The 15,254-nt window shown below is 74.9% G+C and carries 14 protein-coding genes; 8 read left to right on the plus strand and 6 right to left on the minus strand.

Going from position 1 to position 15,254, the window contains the following annotated elements; genetic code table 11:
* Positions 1–7: 7 nt before the first annotated feature.
* Together DDW44_RS29460 and DDW44_RS29465 are read right to left on the minus strand one after the other, a co-directional pair.
* Positions 8–2,071: a SpoIIE family protein phosphatase gene (locus DDW44_RS29460; RefSeq protein WP_108908389.1), complete on the minus strand. Its 2,064-nt coding sequence runs from the start codon at positions 2,069–2,071 to the stop codon at positions 8–10.
* 276 nt (positions 2,072–2,347) lie between these two features.
* A complete protein-coding gene (locus tag DDW44_RS29465; protein ID WP_108908390.1) occupies positions 2,348–3,136 on the minus strand; it encodes a uracil-DNA glycosylase in 789 nt (262 codons plus the stop codon).
* A gap of 338 nt (positions 3,137–3,474) precedes the next feature.
* On the opposite strand from DDW44_RS29465, the gene DDW44_RS29470 reads away from it, so the two are divergent.
* The 3 genes from DDW44_RS29470 (at position 3,475) to DDW44_RS29480 (ending at position 7,863) form a co-directional block, all read left to right on the plus strand.
* Positions 3,475–4,332 carry a universal stress protein gene (locus DDW44_RS29470; protein WP_018890568.1) on the plus strand — a complete coding sequence of 286 codons (858 nt, stop codon included), beginning with the start codon at positions 3,475–3,477 and terminating at the stop codon, positions 4,330–4,332.
* A 1,241-nt stretch (positions 4,333–5,573) separates the two neighbouring features.
* On the plus strand, positions 5,574–6,491 hold the full coding sequence (locus DDW44_RS29475; RefSeq protein ID WP_018890569.1) for a S1 family peptidase: 918 nt from the start codon (positions 5,574–5,576) through the stop codon (positions 6,489–6,491).
* Between the two features lie 319 nt (positions 6,492–6,810).
* Entirely contained in the window at positions 6,811–7,863 is a 1,053-nt protein-coding gene (locus tag DDW44_RS29480; RefSeq protein WP_108908391.1) for a serine/threonine-protein kinase, read from the plus strand.
* 206 nt (positions 7,864–8,069) lie between these two features.
* On the opposite strand, the gene DDW44_RS29485 is transcribed toward DDW44_RS29480, so the two are convergent.
* On the minus strand, positions 8,070–8,738 hold the full coding sequence (locus DDW44_RS29485) for a hypothetical protein (protein ID WP_026281768.1): 669 nt from the start codon (positions 8,736–8,738) through the stop codon (positions 8,070–8,072).
* A 139-nt stretch (positions 8,739–8,877) separates the two neighbouring features.
* Between DDW44_RS29485 and DDW44_RS29490 the strand changes: the two genes are divergently transcribed.
* Entirely contained in the window at positions 8,878–9,312 is a 435-nt protein-coding gene (locus tag DDW44_RS29490; RefSeq protein WP_026165151.1) for an Hsp20/alpha crystallin family protein, read from the plus strand.
* 184 nt (positions 9,313–9,496) lie between these two features.
* The gene (locus tag DDW44_RS29495) at positions 9,497–9,931 is read left to right on the plus strand and encodes a DUF2267 domain-containing protein (RefSeq protein ID WP_026281769.1); all 435 of its coding nucleotides are present in this window, start codon (positions 9,497–9,499) and stop codon (positions 9,929–9,931) included.
* A gap of 502 nt (positions 9,932–10,433) precedes the next feature.
* Here DDW44_RS29495 and DDW44_RS29500 read toward each other — a convergent pair.
* Positions 10,434–10,655 (minus strand): hypothetical protein, encoded by a 222-nt coding sequence (locus tag DDW44_RS29500; RefSeq protein WP_017947027.1) that lies wholly within the window; start codon positions 10,653–10,655, stop codon positions 10,434–10,436.
* A gap of 133 nt (positions 10,656–10,788) precedes the next feature.
* On the opposite strand from DDW44_RS29500, the gene DDW44_RS29505 reads away from it, so the two are divergent.
* The 3 genes from DDW44_RS29505 to DDW44_RS29515 all read left to right on the plus strand — a co-directional run bounded on the left by DDW44_RS29505 (position 10,789) and on the right by DDW44_RS29515 (position 12,819).
* Positions 10,789–11,619, plus strand: coding sequence for an alpha/beta fold hydrolase (locus DDW44_RS29505; protein WP_108908392.1), 831 nt, complete (start codon positions 10,789–10,791; stop codon positions 11,617–11,619).
* A gap of 131 nt (positions 11,620–11,750) precedes the next feature.
* Positions 11,751–12,077: a hypothetical protein gene (locus DDW44_RS29510; RefSeq protein WP_018890575.1), complete on the plus strand. Its 327-nt coding sequence runs from the start codon at positions 11,751–11,753 to the stop codon at positions 12,075–12,077.
* Positions 12,078–12,537: 460 nt separating this feature from the next.
* Positions 12,538–12,819, plus strand: coding sequence for a hypothetical protein (locus tag DDW44_RS29515; protein WP_240800660.1), 282 nt, complete (start codon positions 12,538–12,540; stop codon positions 12,817–12,819).
* A 90-nt stretch (positions 12,820–12,909) separates the two neighbouring features.
* Here DDW44_RS29515 and DDW44_RS29520 read toward each other — a convergent pair whose 3' ends face one another.
* Positions 12,910–13,392, minus strand: coding sequence for a hypothetical protein (locus tag DDW44_RS29520; protein WP_240800659.1), 483 nt, complete (start codon positions 13,390–13,392; stop codon positions 12,910–12,912).
* Between the two features lie 234 nt (positions 13,393–13,626).
* On the minus strand, positions 13,627–15,180 hold the full coding sequence (locus DDW44_RS29525) for a hypothetical protein (protein WP_108908393.1): 1,554 nt from the start codon (positions 15,178–15,180) through the stop codon (positions 13,627–13,629).
* Positions 15,181–15,254: the final 74 nt, after the last annotated feature.

Genomic DNA, 15,254 nt, shown 5'->3' on the forward strand with positions numbered 1-15,254 from the left:
CCGCTGGTCAGCCCACCCGTCCGACCCGGGCGAGGACCAGCACCGTGTCGTCGTGCGGCGGTCCGGGCAGCAGCCCGGCGAGAACGCGGTCGGCCGTCTCCTCCAGCGGGCCCATGGCACGGGCCAGTTCGGCGCGGAGCCGCGCCGTGCCCTGGTCGATGTCCCTGCCCCGCGCCTCGACGAGACCGTCGGTGTACAGGACCAGGGTGGCGCCGGACGGCAGCTCGGCCTCGGTCGTCGCGAAGGGATGGCCGCCGACCCCGAGCGGTGGGCCCGGCGCCGCGTCCACCGCCTCCACCCTGCCGTCGGGCAGCACCACCAGCGGCGGCGGATGGCCCGCGTTGCCGATCCGGGCGCGGCCGCGCCCGGGGTCGTACACCAGGTACAGGCAGGTGGCCAGCTCGATGCCCGCCTCCTGCGCGCAGGCGTCCAGCTCGGCCAGCAGCACCTCCGGCTCCTCGATGTGCCGGGCCAGCGTGTTCGCGGTGATGCGCAGCCGGCCCATGTCCGCGGCGGCGCGCACCCCGTGCCCCATCACGTCGCCGACGACGAGCGCGACGCGGCCCCCGGAGAGACCGATCACGTCGTACCAGTCGCCCCCCACCTCGGTGGCATGACTGCCCGGCACATAGCGGTGCGCCACCCGTACATGGGGACTGGTCGCCAGGCGGGTGGGGAGCAGCGCGCGCTGGAGCGTGAGGGCGATGGTCTGCACCCGGCTGTAGAGCCGGGCGTTGTCCAGGCACAGCGCCGCACGGGAGGACAGTTCGGAGGCGAGGCTCAGATCCTGCTCGTCGAAGGCGGGACGGGCGGGCGAGCGGCCGAACATGGTGAGTCCCTGGACCGTCCCCCGGGCGATGAGCGGGGTGACGACGAGGCGGGCCAGGCCGCTTTCGAGGAGGATGCGTGCGCGGGCCCGGTTCAGCACGGTCCTCGTCGCGAACCGCTCGTCGACCGCGAAGCAGATGGGCCGGCCCGTCCGCAGGACCTGGTGGATCGCCGAGCCCGGGGGGTAGGTGACCCTGTCCAGACCGTGGACCAGCTCGGGCGCGGGGGGCGGCAGCACGGTGCCGGAGGCGATCCGCCGGGTGGTCAGGGGCAGTTCGGGGTCGAAGACCTCGGGCTCGTCCATCCAGTCCACCAGCTCCACCATCGAGGCGTCGGCGAAGTCCGGTACCACCGCGTCGACGAGCTCCCGCGCGGTGACAGCGACGTCGAGCGATGTGCCGATCCCGGCCGTGGCCCGGTCGAGCAGGGCCAGGCGCTGCCGCGCCGCGGTCGCCGCGAGGATGGCCTGCTCCCGGTCCGTGACGTCCACCATCAGTCCCCCCATGCCGGGCCGGGTCCCGACGGCCCGGCTCAGCGGGAAGAGGCTCACCGACCGCACCTGGTCGCGGTCGGGACGGCCCGGTGTGCGCAGGCCCACGAGCGCGCCGATCAGGGGCCGGCCGTCCGCGGCAACGGCGCGGACCGTCCGCCCGAACTCCCCGCCGTCGGAGGTGATCATGATCTCGTCCAGCGGGCGCCCGAGGTGCTCCTCGATGGGCAGGCCGTCCATGTCGGCGAGCGCCTGGTTGAGATGCACGTACCGCAGGTCCTCGTCGAGCATCAGCAGTCCGATCGGGCAGGTCTCGAAGAGGGCGTCCAGAAAGGCCAGGTTGGTCTTCACCCGGTCCAGCTCCGCCCCCGGGGCGGCCAGCCCGAGGACGACCGAGGAGCCCGTGCGCCCGGTGACGGGGAAGACCCGGAAGCCGCACCCGAAGACCGTGCCGTCGCGATGCCGTGCCGACAGCCTGCCGCGCCAGTAGCCGAACTCCCTGGCCCGCTGCGTGAGACCCTCGGCGGCACCGGGGGTGCCCGGCGGGGGGTCGGGGAACAGCAGGCCGGCGGGTCGTGCCAGGGCCTCTGCCGCGTCGTGCCCGAAGAGGTCCTCGGCCCCGGGACCCCAGAAGCAGATCCGCTCGTCCGCGTCGACGCCGAAGACCGCGACCGACACGTGCTCCAGCAACGCTCCGGGTTCCGACCGGAGCGGACCGGGGTTGGTGCCGGCGCGCGGCCGGCCGGCTGACACCGGACGATCCTTTCCGTCTGTGGCCGTCTGTGGCCGTCTGTGGCCGTCTGGCCGTCTGAGGCCACCGGGGGCCGCCTGAGGCCGGTCCGCCGTGCGCCGGTGGCCCGTACCGGGGCGCCTCCCTGGCACCCATTGTGCGGACGCGGCGGCCGAACCGCCCACGTCGGGCACCCGTCCGTACGGGCCGCCCCCGCCGCGCCGGGTGCCGCCGCCCGCCCGACCGGCGGGGATCGCCGACGGTCACGGCCCCTGCGCCGGGCGTGCCCGGCCCGCGTCTCAGCGCCCGCCCGGCAGATCCGCGAGTTCGGCGGCCCGGCGGAGCACGCCGACGAGCATCGGACGGGTGAGCCGCCCGGTGAACGTGTTGCGCCGGCTTGGGTGGTAGCTGCCCAGAAGATGCAGCGGGTACGGAAAGCCCTCAGCGGCCGGCAGGACGGCATGCGCCCCGTGACCGAACGCGGGCCACGGCCGCGGCAGGGGGCGCCCGCTGCCGCGGATCGCCGGAAGGAGGGCCTGCCAGCCGAAGCCGCCCAGCGCGACCACGGCGCGGAGGCTCGGCGCCAGCAGCCGCAGCTCGGCCGACAGCCAGGGGCGGCACGCGTCGCGCTCGTCCGCCGCGGGCCGGTTCGCCGGAGGGGCGCAGTGCACGGGCGCGGTCAGCCGTACGCCCCGCAGGGTCAGCCCGTCCCCGGTGTGCCGGGAGGTGGGCTGCGACGCGAGGCCCACCTCGTACAGCGCGGCGAAGAGGAAGTCGCCTGCCGTGTCGCCGGTGAACATCCGCCCGGTCCGGTTCGCCCCGTGCGCCGCCGGGGCGAGACCGACCACGGCGAGGGGCGCGTCCGCGGGACCGAACCCGGGGACGGGGCGCCCCCAGTACTCCTGGTCCTGGAACGCCGCGCGTTTGACCCGGGCCACCTCCTCGCGCCAGGCGACGAGCCGGGGGCACGCACGGCACCGCGCGACCAGGCCGTCCAGCTCGTCCAGGCCGGCACAGCGGGGTGCGTGGCGGGCCGGGAACAACGGGTCGTCGGAGCGGGAGGCGTCCCGTCCGCGCGGTCGCTCCATGCCACCACGCTACCGGGGGCGGCCGGACACACCGCGGTGCGGGCGGCCGAGCGGGACCGCCGAGCGGTGGCCCGGGGCGGGGTGGAGGGTGGGGAGCGGGTCGAGCGGTGGCCCGGGGCTGGGGCGGAGGGTGGGTCGAGCGGTGGCGCGTTACGGCGCGGGGGAGGGCGGTCGTGCGGTGGCCCGGTACGGCGTGGCGCGGTGCGGCCGGGCGTGCCGGGGACCGGTCGGCGGGAACCCGGCCGGAACCGCGTGCGCGGCCTGCCCGTGCTGCGCCGCCCGCCGTGCGGCCGCACCCTGGAGCGAGGACCGCGCAGCCCGGAGCAGGGAGGCCCAGGGTGGACGATGCCACGATGCCGACGGGGCCGGTGCTGGCCGGAGTCGACCGCGGCGGCCAGGAGTACGTGGTGCGCTGCGCCGCCGAGCAGGCCGCGCTGCACCAGGTGCCGCTGCACCTCCTGCATGTCGCCGAGCCCGGCGGAACCGCGGCGGCCGCGGAGGAGGTGACGGCGCCTTTCGAGCGGCTGGTGCGCACCGAGTTCCCCGGTGTGGCCGTGACGGCGGAGACGGCCGCCGGCCGCGCCTCCGCCGTACTGGTGGAGCGGTCCGAGCGGGCGTCCTGGACGGTCGTCGGCCACCGGGGCAGCGGAGGCTTCGCCCGCCTTCCGCTCGGTTCGGTGAGCTGGCAGGTCGCCACCCACGCCGCGGGCCCCGTCATCGTGGTCCGGCCCGGTGACACCCCTCCGGACCCGGAGCGGCGCGTGGTGGCCGGCGTCGACGTCGCCGACACCTCCCCCATCTCGTCGCGGGCCCTGGACGCCGCCTTCGTGGAGGCCGCGCTTCGCGGGGCGAGCCTCGAACTCGTCCACGGCAGCTTCCATCTCGGCGAGACGCCGACCGGCCCGGGCATGACCGCGCCCGACTTCCAGATCCTCGACGAGGCGGTCCGGGCGGCCCTCCGCGAGGAGGCGGACAAGCGCCGTGACCGCTATCCCGGCGTGCCGGTGAGGCTGCACGCGGAGCGGCTCCGCGCGGCGACCCTCCTGGCGGAGTCCTCACGGGGAGCCGCTCTGCTGGTCGTCGGCTCGCACGGCCGCTCGGGGCTCCGCAGGCTGCTGCTGGGCTCGGTGAGTTCCGAAGTCCTGCACACCGCCGCCTGCCCCGTGGCGATCGTCCACAGCGCGCACCCGCACTGAACGGCTCCCGCACTGAACGGCTCCCGCATTGAACGGGTCCCGTACTGAACGGGCCCCGTGCGGCGCGGCGTCCGCGGAGCGGAACCACATCCCGATGCGCCCGTACCCGGGTTGCGGCGGCGTCCGCGCATCCCCCCGTGCGAACGATTCGCGGGGCGCCGGCTCCAGCCGGTGCACCGGCCTCGTCAGTGCGCCGACGGGGGCCGCCTCCGCGCGGCCGCCGAACCGCCCGGGGCGCGGCCCCGGCGGCGGCGGAGCCCGTACCGCGCCCGTCGGGTACGGCCGTTGCACGGAGGCACGTGGGGCCGGCCCGGCGGTCCGGGCGCGGAGTTCCCGTGGGGAGGGCAACCTGGGCGCCTTCTGCGGCGTCTTCTTCCGTGCGAGGAGTGAATCGGCCCGCGGCCCGCGGTTGGTGCCGTCCGAACGTCCGGTTACCGGCGTGCCGTGACGGGCGCGATGCGATCGGGCCGCGATCCGCGAGCCTCATCCGCGATGCGCGATCCGCGATGCGGCCCGTGTTCCGCGATCCGCGATCCGTGATACCTCCTCGAGTCCTCAGCGCGATGGATTCCGGCCAGCGGCAGGCGCCCGCCGAAAGGGGCCGAGGCGTACATAACGGGGCGGGGAGTGCGGGGGACCGGCCCGGGCGCGGCTCCTCTTTGCATGGCATGGATTCAGCCATGATCCACTCGTGGGCGGTGGGCGCCCTCGCCGGGCCCGGTGCCCGGCGTTGCGGAAGCCATGGCGGCCTGCCCCTCGCGGCGGAACGGACGTGTGCGGCCTCCGCGGCCCCGCCCCCGCCCGCCGGCGCCTTCCGGCACCGGCACGGTTGAACTCTGAACTGCCTTGATGGCGGCCCGAGCCCCGGCCGTTCTCCGGCTCCGGGCCGGATGCGGACCGGCGCACACGCCGGTGCTCCTGGGGTGCCCGCTTCCCGGCAGTTCCCGGAGAGCAAACGGACCCGTGGTTCCGCTCCCGTCCGGGCGGCGCGCGAGAACCGGCCGTTTCCGCGAGCGGAACCGCATCGAGGTCAAGTCCGGCAAACGACCGGCTCGTTGGCCGGCCCGTTGGACGCGCGTAGAGCGACCGAAAGGCGATCTTGTCCAGGGGTGCAAGCGGAAGCCAGGATCCGTAGCCAACGGCATTGACAGGGGCATGACGGAGTTCCCGGTCCGTCCCACCTGTCGATGCCGGGGCCCGTCCACCCAACGGGCCCTCGGCAACCCCCACTGGAGGATGTAGTGAACATCAAGCGCTTCACCCCCCACGGCCGCTTCGCAAGAGGTGCGCGGCTGACCGCCGTCGCCTCCGCCCTGCTGGCGGCAGTCGCGCTTGCGGCTCCGAGCGCGGCAGCCGACACCGCCCCCGCGCCGCGGGCGACCGCCGCCACCCTCGCCCAGGTCAGCGACGCCGTACTGAAGTCCGACATCCCCGGCACGGCCTGGTACACGGACGCCAAGTCCGGGAAGCTGGTCCTCACCGCGGACTCAACCGTCTCCGCCGCCGAACTGGCGGAGATCAAGGAGGCCGCCGGCAGCCGCGCCTCGGCCCTGGAGATCAAGCGCACCCCGGGCACCTTCAGCAAGCTCATCGCGGGCGGGCAGGCCATCTACGGCGGCGGCAGCCGCTGCTCCCTCGGCTTCAACGTCCGCAGCGGCAGCACCTACTCCGCCCTGACGGCCGGTCACTGCACCAACATCGCCGGAACCTGGTACACCAACTCCTCCCAGACCACCCTGCTCGGCACCCGCACCGGATCGAGCTTCCCCGTCAACGACTACGGCATCATCCGCCACTCCAACGCCTCTGCCGCGGACGGCCGTGTGTACCTGTACAACGGCTCCTACCGCGACATCACGACCGCCGGCAACGCGTACGTCGGCCAGTCCGTCCAGCGCAGCGGCAGCACCACCGGCCTGCGCAGCGGCACGGTCACCGCACTCAACGCCACCGTCAACTACGGCGGCGGCGACGTCGTCTACGGCATGATCCAGACCAATGTCTGCGCCGAGCCCGGTGACAGCGGCGGCCCCCTGTTCGCGGGCTCGACGGCCCTCGGCCTGACCTCGGGCGGCAGCGGCAACTGCTCGTCCGGCGGCACCACGTTCTTCCAGCCGGTCACCGAGGCGCTGAGCGCCTACGGCGTGAGCGTCTTCTGATCTCCTCGCCCCATCGGTCACACCGGCCGGCGGTCCGCCTTGAGCGGGCCGCCGGCCTCCCCGTTCGGGCCACCACGACCGGCCCGGGCGACGGGCCCTCCGGCCGGTACGCCGTCGGCGCGGCACTTCATGGCGCGTCGCGGCACGTCGCGGCGGGTCCGTGGCGCGTCGTGGCCGACCGCGACCAGCCGGGAAGCGGGGCGATCCGGGGGGACAGGGGCAGGGCGGGGCGGAGGGCCGCTCGGTAGAATCGGGGCATGGTGCTCTGGCCGACCGGCCGGGGGGCCCGGCGCGGGACGCCGTACGGCGGTGGTCCGCCGTGACCCCGGCGTCGGACGACAGGAACCCGTACCCGGGCCGGCCGTCCGGTCTGATCGGCGCCCAGATCGCGGGCTACCGGGTGGAGCGGGAGATCGGCAGAGGCGGCATGGCCGTCGTCTACTGCGCCAAGGACCTGCGCCTGGACCGCACGGTCGCGCTCAAACTGCTCGCACCGGAACTCGCCCGCAACGACACCTTCCGCCGCCGCTTCACCCACGAGTCCCGGGTCGCCGCGGCCATCGACCACCCGCACATCGTGCCGATCTTCGAGGCGGGCGAGACCGAGGGTGTCCTGTACATCGCCATGCGCTTCGTCGCGGGGCTGGACCTGCGGGCCCTGCTGGACCGGGACGGTCCGCTGCCCGCCGCGACCGCCGTGCGCATCGCCGCACAGGTGGCCTCGGCTCTCGACGCGGCCCACGAGCACGATCTGGTGCACCGGGACGTCAAGCCCGGCAACGTCCTGGTCGCCAAGGGCACCGACATCGACCACCCCGAGCACGTCTATCTGACGGACTTCGGTCTGACCAAGAAGTCGCTCTCGCTCACCGGGTTCACCACCGTGGGCGAGTTCGTCGGCACTCTCGACTACGTGGCACCGGAGCAGATCTCCGGGCGGCCGGTCGACGGCAGGTGCGATCTCTACAGCCTCGCCTGCGTCGTCTACGAGTCCCTCGCCGGCGGCCCGCCCTTCCAGCGGGACGAGGACATGGCCCTGCTGTGGGCGCACCAGTACGACCAGCCCCCTCCGCTCACCGAGCACCGGCCGGACCTCCCGCCGGGCGCGGACGAGGTACTGGCCAAGGCCCTGGCCAAGGTGCCCGACGACCGCTACGACTCCTGCCTCGAGTTCGTCGCGGCCCTTCGCGAGGCCACGACGGCCCCGGCTCCCGCGCCCGGCGCGGCCCGGGCCGTGCCGACCCCGACGCAGGTGGTCCCCGGCCTCGCCGGGCTGCCCGAGGACCTGGGCCCCGCGCCCAATCGGGCGGGTCCGCCACCGGACCCGCCCGATTGGGCGCGCCCCGTGTTCGTCCGGGCGGCGGAGCAGTAGGGGCGGCAGGTACGGGCGCGCCGACCGCCCGGCGGCCGGGCTCAGGGCACCGGGCGCGGGGCGCCGAAGCGCGGGCGGGCGGGGCGGACGGGCGACGCGCCCCTCCCGGGACCGGACCGCCGCACGTCCCGTGCCCGCCGTATCCCTCGCGCCCGCCGGGCCTCCCGTGCCCGCCGCACGTCGCCGCCGTGCCGCGGGCCGCCGGCTCAGCCGCCCCCGTGCCGCTCGCCCGGTTCGCCGCGCAGGCGTTCCGTGTGGCGGGTGATGGTGTCGACGCGGGCCGCGAGGTCGGGGTGGTCGGCCCGGAGGTGTGGCTGCGTCCCGGCGAGGGGCGCGATCAGGGCGGAGGCGTCGTCGTCGGCGAGGGCGCCGGCGAGGCGGGCCACCGGGGCGGCGGCCTCGGCCGGAAGGTCGGTGAGCGCGGTGATCTGCCCCGCCAGCCGGCGCAGGTCCCCGGAGTTGCCGCGGGCCCAGGCCGTCACGGTGCGGTTGGCCGCGCGCCGGTCGCGGGTGGCCTGGACGCGCTGCTCGCCGGTGGAGCCCGGCGCCCCCGGGCGCACGCGCAGATAGCGGCGTTCGGCCGCCTGGCGGCTCGCGACGCCGAGCGGATGGGCCAGGTCCGCCCAGCTGGCTCCCGCTTCACGCGCCGCCTCGATCAGCCCCGGCTCCCAGCCCGCGAGTTCGTCGCGCAACTGCCGCAGCAGGAGCAACGCGGCCAGTGCGTCCTCGGCGCCCGTCGCCGGGGGTCCGGCGGTCCGCCCGGAGGGTGCGCTGCGGACCGTGTGCAGGGCCTCCCGGATCGTGTCGAGGGCCGCCGCCGCGGCGTGGAAGGAGGCCGGCGGCAGGCCGTTGCCACCGGGTCTTTCGGCGTTCATGAGGGTCCTTTCGACGTGGTGCCAGTCCGTCATCCTCTCGACGACATCGATTGTTGTCATCGTTTGGATGACATGGTACAACGGAAGCAGGTTGCAGCGCATTGGCAGTCACTGCCCGACCAACTGGAGGTGTTTCACGATGTTGATGCGCACTGACCCGTTCCGGGAGTTCGACCGGCTGACGCAGCAGCTCCTCGGCACGACGGGTACCTGGTCCCGTCCCTCCGCGGTGCCGATGGACGCGTACCGCGACGGCGACGAGTATGTGATCGCCCTCGATCTGCCGGGTGTCTCCCCGGACGCGATCGACATCGACGTCGAGCGGAACATGCTCACCGTGAAGGCCGAACGCCGGCCGCTGGTGAACACCGACACCGTGCAGATGGAGCTGTCCGAACGCCCCCTCGGTGTCTTCTCCCGCCAGCTCGTGCTGGCCGACACCCTCGACACCGAGCGCATCAGCGCCGACTACGACGCGGGTGTCCTGACCCTGCGCATTCCGATCGCCGAGCGCGCCAAGCCCCGCAAGATCGCCATCGGCGAGGGGTCCGGCCGCAAGCAGATCAGCACCTGATCCCCGGTCCCCGGCGCCTGGGCCCCGGTCCGCGCCCGGCGCGGAGGACGGGTGCGCCGCTCCGGCGGCAGCCCGTCCTCCGTGTCCGCCGGCGTCGTGGCGCCGACGCGGCAGCGCCCGCCCCCATGGCGGCGATCAGCGTGTGTTCCCCAGGTCCATGACGAGAAAGGCAGTCACGCCACCGATGGTTCCCCAGCCTGAAACGGTACCGACCGCACCGGGTATGACGTTCCATCACATGCTGGAAAGAGTCCGTTACGAGGGCGCCTATCCGACCCGCGAACGGGCGGAGGAGGCCGTACGGGCCGTGCTGGCCGCGCTCGGCAGACAGCTCACGGGGGAGCGGCGCGTCGAACTCGCCGCCCGCCTCCCCGTCGAGGGCGCTCTCGTGTTCACCTCACAGATCCCCGACGCCGAACCCCTCAGCGGGTGGGAGTTCGTCAAGGACCTCGCCGCCCGTACCGGAGGCACCCCCGCCACGGCCCGCTGGGACACCGGCTCCGTGCTCCATGTCGTCGCCGGTCTCGCCGGTCCACGACTGCTCGACCGCATTCTCGCGGATCTGCCCTCGGGATACGGGCTGCTGTTCGGTCGTGCCGAACTCGCCCTCCGGGCCTGACGCCCCGGGCGGCTGACGTGCCGTTGGCGCCCGTCCCGCCCGGCCGGCGCCCGCTCCCCGTCCGGCGCCGCGGCCCCTGGCACGGACCGGCTACCCGCGGAGATCCGCCGACCGTGCCGGAACCGCTGAACCGGCCCTGGCCGCGGCCGTCCCCGGCGCCGCTCCCGCCCCGCACCGCCCGCACCGCCTGCCCGGCGACCGGTGCGGGGTGGCGGCCTGGCGCGGTGCCGTCGTCGGCCGCGAGGCGCGTTCCCGGAGCGGCAGTCGCGTGGCTACCCCGATCGACTACCCGATCGAGGGGGACTGCCGGGACGGCGCGGCGCCGGGCAGGTGACGAGGCGCGAGCAGGGAGGCGAGGTGGCGCGGACGCCGGGCATGGGGCGGCGCGGAGGCGGCTCGCTCGGGCCGTGCGCGCCCCGAGGCGCCGCCAGGGAGACTTGCGAGACGTCAGGGAGACTTTGCGAGACGAGGTACGCGGGCACCGGACAGGCACCCCGTGCCGTCACGGCGGGGACTCGGCCCACGACTGCGGGCCGCCGCCCCGCCACTCGATCAGCGCCGGGTCGTCGACCGCGGTGTCGGTCTCCGGGAGGTTCGCGCGGCGGAGGAACTCCAGCACGTCGAACAGGTCGTGCGCGGTGCCGACCGGCTCTCCTCGGATCGTCACCGGTCTGCCCCCGCTCGGCTCGATCGGATGAACGATCACAGGCGGATTGGTGCCCATGATCCCAGGGTCCATCCGGACCGGTCGGGACGCATCCGGACACACCCGGACGGGTACCGGCCGCGGCCCGGAGCGGCCGCCGCCATGGCGCCGGGCACCCGCTGCCCCGACCATGGAGGAGGAGGTGCCGCTCATGGGTGAACACGTCGAGGCCAACGGGGCGCGGTTCTGGGTGGAGCGGCGGGGCGAGGGTCCCGACGTCCTGCTGCTGGCGGGTCTGAGTGATCCCGCCGAGGCCTGGCAGGCGCAGCTCGACGGACTCTCCGACCGCTACCGGGTCACCGCTTTCGACAACCGGGGAGCCGGGCGGACGCCGCTTCCCGACGGTCCTCTCACGGTCCCGATGATGGCCGAGGACGCCGCGGCTCTGCTCTCGGCCCTCGGCGTGGAACGCGCCCATGTAGCCGGCTTCTCCGGCGGCAGCCTGATCGCCCAGGAACTGGCACTCCGCCACCCGGAGCGGGTACGCAGCCTCGTCCTCGTGTCCGCCTGGGCCCGTCCCGACGCCTACTTCCGGTCGATGGCCCGGTTCTGGCACTGGCTCGTCGCGAAGGCGCCCGGAGAACGCGCCATGCTCGAGGCGTTCCTGCTGTGGGTCTACACCCCCCGCGCCCATGAGAGTGGCATGGTGGACCGGATCATCGACGAGACGCTGGCCTTCCCGCACCCCCAGTCCGCCGACGCGTTCCAGCGCCAGGTCGAGGCCTTCGCGGAGCACGAGACCCTCGACCGGCTGCCGGAGATCACCGCGCCGGCCCTCGTACTGTCGGGCGAGTGCGACCTCGCGGCGCCTCCCCGGTTCGGGCGGGCCGTGGCCGACGCCATTCCGGGTGCGGACTTCGAGATGCTGTTCGGGGAGGCCCACCAGCCGTTCCAGGAGTCGCCCGAGAAGTTCAACGCCCGGGTCGACGCGTTCTGGAGGGAAGTCGCGTGCCAGTGCCCGCCGACCGAGGGCGGCGTCTGACGGCCGCGGCCACCGTACGAGCGCCCCGGCTGGCGGGGCGCGTGGGTCGAAGCCCGCATCGGGGGAACCCGTCCAGAGCGGGGCAACCCATCCGCCTCCGTGCACGACCGTCACCGCCGAAGGAGCACGCCATGCCTGCCGGATCCAGCGCCAAGCGCGAACGCCAGTACGAGCACATCAAGGACAGTGCGCGGAAGCGGGGCGCCTCGCCCTCGCGTGCGAAGGAGATCGCCGCCCGGACGGTCAACAAGGAACGGGCCCGCGCCGGCGAGTCCAGGACCGCGAGCAGGACCTCCACCGAGGACCCCAAGTCCGCCTCCCAGCGCGGTGGCGAGCGGTCCCACCGGGGAGCGCAGGGACCGACCCGGGACCAGCTCTACGAAGAGGCCAAGAGGAAGAACATCGAGGGCCGCTCCTCGATGAACAAGGACGAACTGCGCCGGGCTCTGGGCCGCTGACCTCTCGCCGCCCCGCTGTGTCCCCTCGGCGGTCCGGCAAGCGGCCCGCGGCCCGCCTGCCGGACCGCCATGGGCCATGGGCCGAGGGCCGAGGGCCGAGGGCCGCGGGCTTGCCGGGCCAGCCCGGCGCCCCGCGCCCCGCACCCGCCGCCCGCCGGGCGAAACGGGCGGCACGGCACGGCCCCACCGACTGCCCCGTGCGCCGTACGCTCGAAAGTGTCCGGGTGAGGAGTGTGACGGCCCTCGCCCGGACCCGCGGAGCGGGAGAAAACGGTATGCCGCACCCCGTGCACCGGCGGATCGCCCCGCTGCCCCCAGTACGTGAGTGATTCTCCGAGTACGGGAGCCGAGAGCGGGCACCCGGAGCGCTGGACGCCCCCGTGCCCGGGCGTTCGCACGGGAAGCCGGGACGGGGACGACAGGGGCTGGGGGCGGAGTGCCGAAGGAGCGGGAACTGTCGGTGCGCGAGATCGCGATACTGGACCAGATCGAGGCCGGTCTGCGCGCGGAGCCACCCGTTCGGCGGGGCCCCGCCGGGCGCGAGGTGCTGCTCGTGGCGGCGGTGGCGACGGCGACGCTGGCCGGGGTGCTGTTCCTGTGGGCGGCCGCCACCCGGTCGTCGGAGATCGGGCTGGCCGCCGTCGCCGTGTGGGTGACCGCCGTGCTGCTGGTCTCCCGGCGGCTGGGCCACGGCCCGGGAGCGTTCCGGCCCTCGGGACTCCTGCGGTACCGGCCGCGGTGAGACCGTCCGCGACGGGCCCGCGACCACCCGCGGTGCTGCACGCGTGATCCGAGCGCCCGCGCCGGGGCCCGTCCCCGCCGCACCGCCGCGTCAGCCGTCGAGCGGCAGCACGTCCGGCACCTGGGTGCGCAGCAGCTGCCCGTCCGCCCGGACGTTGCACTCGTTGACGGTGCGGGAGACCTCCCGAACGGAGCCGCCCCGGCTGTGCAACCGCAGGGTCACCGTCACCTCGCCGAGGCCCCGGCGTGGCCCGTCCGCCTCGGCGAAGGACCGGTACAGCGTGTTGGGCCAGCGGTCGGAGTCGTCGTCCTGCCAGAGCCGTACGGCCGGATCGCTGAACCGGCAGGGCTGCCCGCCGTGCGGCTCCTGCAGCAGCGAGTGGCTCAGGGGCAGGGTGCCGAGCAGGGGAACGAGCCGGGAACGCAGGTCGTGGTTCTCGATGAAGCGGTACTGCTGCCACTTCCTGCCGCTGGGGACCGTCATCCGCAGAGTGACGAGCAGGAAGGAATGTCCCTCGGAGGACAACTCCGGTGAGTCCAGGCGCCATTGCGGCCAGGATGTCGACAAGGCCACCGTTGCCCTTCCCCGCCTTCTCGGCTCAGCACCGCCCGTGCTCGGTCTCCACCGCCGAGTTTATGTCATCCCGTCATGTCCGCGGCCCGTCCTCGGCGCCGTCCGATTCCCTTGCGCCGTACGCCGTTTCGGATCCCTTGCCCCGTACGTCGCTTCGGAACGGGCACCGACCGGAGCCCGGCGCCGCGGCACGCGCCCTCGAACGGCGACTCCCGTGCGGCCCCCGTCGCGCGGTCACCGCGAGGGCCGCCCGGGATCCGCGGCGGGGGAGAGGTACGCCCGGTGGCCGGCCCGGGAGCGCAGGTCGGGGAGGCGGTGCTCGCGCCAGCCGCGGGCGAACGCCGGAGGGGGCTTCCCGCCGGAGACGAGCACCACGACCGGCCGCTCCATCGCCGCGCGGGCCAGGGCGGCGGGCGTGATGCTCTCGTCGTGGCCGGAAGGCTGGCGGGAGGCGCATCCGGTGCGGAACGCGACGCGCACTGCCTCCTCGCCGGCGACGACGCACGGCGGCCATACACCCTGGGCACGCAGCTCAGCGGCGACCCGGCCGAAGGCGACCGTGTCCGAGCGCACCCGGTTCGTGACCCCGTCGAGCAGCCGGTACTGGATCCAGAGATGGCCCGCGACGGCCGCGGCGAGCACACAGACGAAGACCGCCCGCCCGCGTGGCCTCGCACGGCAGGCCGCCACCAGCGCCACGGCCGCCGGGAGTGCCAGCAGCGCGTAGGCGGGCAGGAGGAAGCGCGGGGCCGCGTAGTCGACGGTGAAGAGGTACGGCACGGCCATCGACACCCCCGCCGCCGTCGCGACCGCGATCTCCGTGCGGTAGGCCGTCCGCCGGGCGGCGAGGACTCCGGCGGCCACGATCACGGGCAGCGCGAGGAACCAGAGGGACGCCGCCGGATGCTGCCAGGCCACGTCGCAGGGGCGGCACAGCGTACGGCCGCCCAGGGCGCGCACATGGTCGTCGACGGCGAAGTGCAGGCCCAGATGGCCCTGGATCTCACTCGCGCGCCGCAGCCGTGCGCCGAGTCCCCCGTACCGCAGATACGCCTCGGCGATCCACCCGGCCCAGCCCAGGGCGGCACCGGCCGCCGGCGCGGCGATCAGGGGGATCCGGTGGCGTACCCGCAGCACCAGCGCCGCGGCGGCGAGCGGCAGGACCAGCCATACCGCGTCGGCCGGCCGCATCAGCGCCGTGAAGGCCACCGCGGCACCCAGGCCGGTGAGCGCCCCGCCGTTTCGGGAGTCCCGGGCCGCCCGCAGGAAGCAGCCCACGGCGGCGAGCGCACCGAAGGCGACCCAGAGGTTCGGCATCACCTGGGGCCCGTAGAAGACGGTGACCCAGAGTCCCGCGAACAGGGCTCCGCCGGTGGCGGCCACGACGGTGGGCAGCAGTCCCCGCCATGCCCGCAGCGCCACGAACAGCGCGCAGCCGGACAGCACCGCCAGGCACACGCGCAGGGCCGCCACGGAGGGCGTGACGGCGGTGAAGGGCGCGACGAGGTACGTGATGCCCCGGGCGCGCGGTGCGCTGAAGAACGCCGCCGGCGCCTCGGTGCTCACCTGGCTGACGTACACCGTCTCGTCCCAGCCGAGTCCCACACCCGGTACCGAGAGGACCAGCTGCACGAGGGTGAAGACCGCGGCGACGGCCAGCGGGGGCCAGGGCCAGCGTCGGGCACGCGCCCGAAGCCGGTCGGCCCGGCCGGACGCCCCGCCGCTCGTGTGTCCGCCTCCGCCCGGCACACCGTCCCGGTGGCCGGGCAGCACGTCCGAAGGTTCCATGCCTGGCCCCGTCGCAGAACGTGGACGGATCTCCGGATGTCTCCGTCCCGTCCTGCCACGCTGGGCCCGCCGCG

It is taken from the genome of Streptomyces tirandamycinicus, from assembly GCF_003097515.1.
Taxonomy (GTDB): domain Bacteria; phylum Actinomycetota; class Actinomycetes; order Streptomycetales; family Streptomycetaceae; genus Streptomyces; species Streptomyces tirandamycinicus.

Coding starts and splice junctions, on each gene's coding strand:
- DDW44_RS29510 (WP_018890575.1), top strand. CDS start 11,751: ATGCCTGCCGGATCCAGCGCCAAGCGCGAACGCCAGTACGAGCACATC.
- DDW44_RS29525 (WP_108908393.1), bottom strand. CDS start 15,180: ATGGAACCTTCGGACGTGCTGCCCGGCCACCGGGACGGTGTGCCGGGC.
- DDW44_RS29505 (WP_108908392.1), top strand. CDS start 10,789: ATGGGTGAACACGTCGAGGCCAACGGGGCGCGGTTCTGGGTGGAGCGG.
- DDW44_RS29485 (WP_026281768.1), bottom strand. CDS start 8,738: ATGAACGCCGAAAGACCCGGTGGCAACGGCCTGCCGCCGGCCTCCTTC.
- DDW44_RS29495 (WP_026281769.1), top strand. CDS start 9,497: ATGGTTCCCCAGCCTGAAACGGTACCGACCGCACCGGGTATGACGTTC.
- DDW44_RS29490 (WP_026165151.1), top strand. CDS start 8,878: ATGTTGATGCGCACTGACCCGTTCCGGGAGTTCGACCGGCTGACGCAG.
- DDW44_RS29465 (WP_108908390.1), bottom strand. CDS start 3,136: ATGGAGCGACCGCGCGGACGGGACGCCTCCCGCTCCGACGACCCGTTG.
- DDW44_RS29500 (WP_017947027.1), bottom strand. CDS start 10,655: ATGGGCACCAATCCGCCTGTGATCGTTCATCCGATCGAGCCGAGCGGG.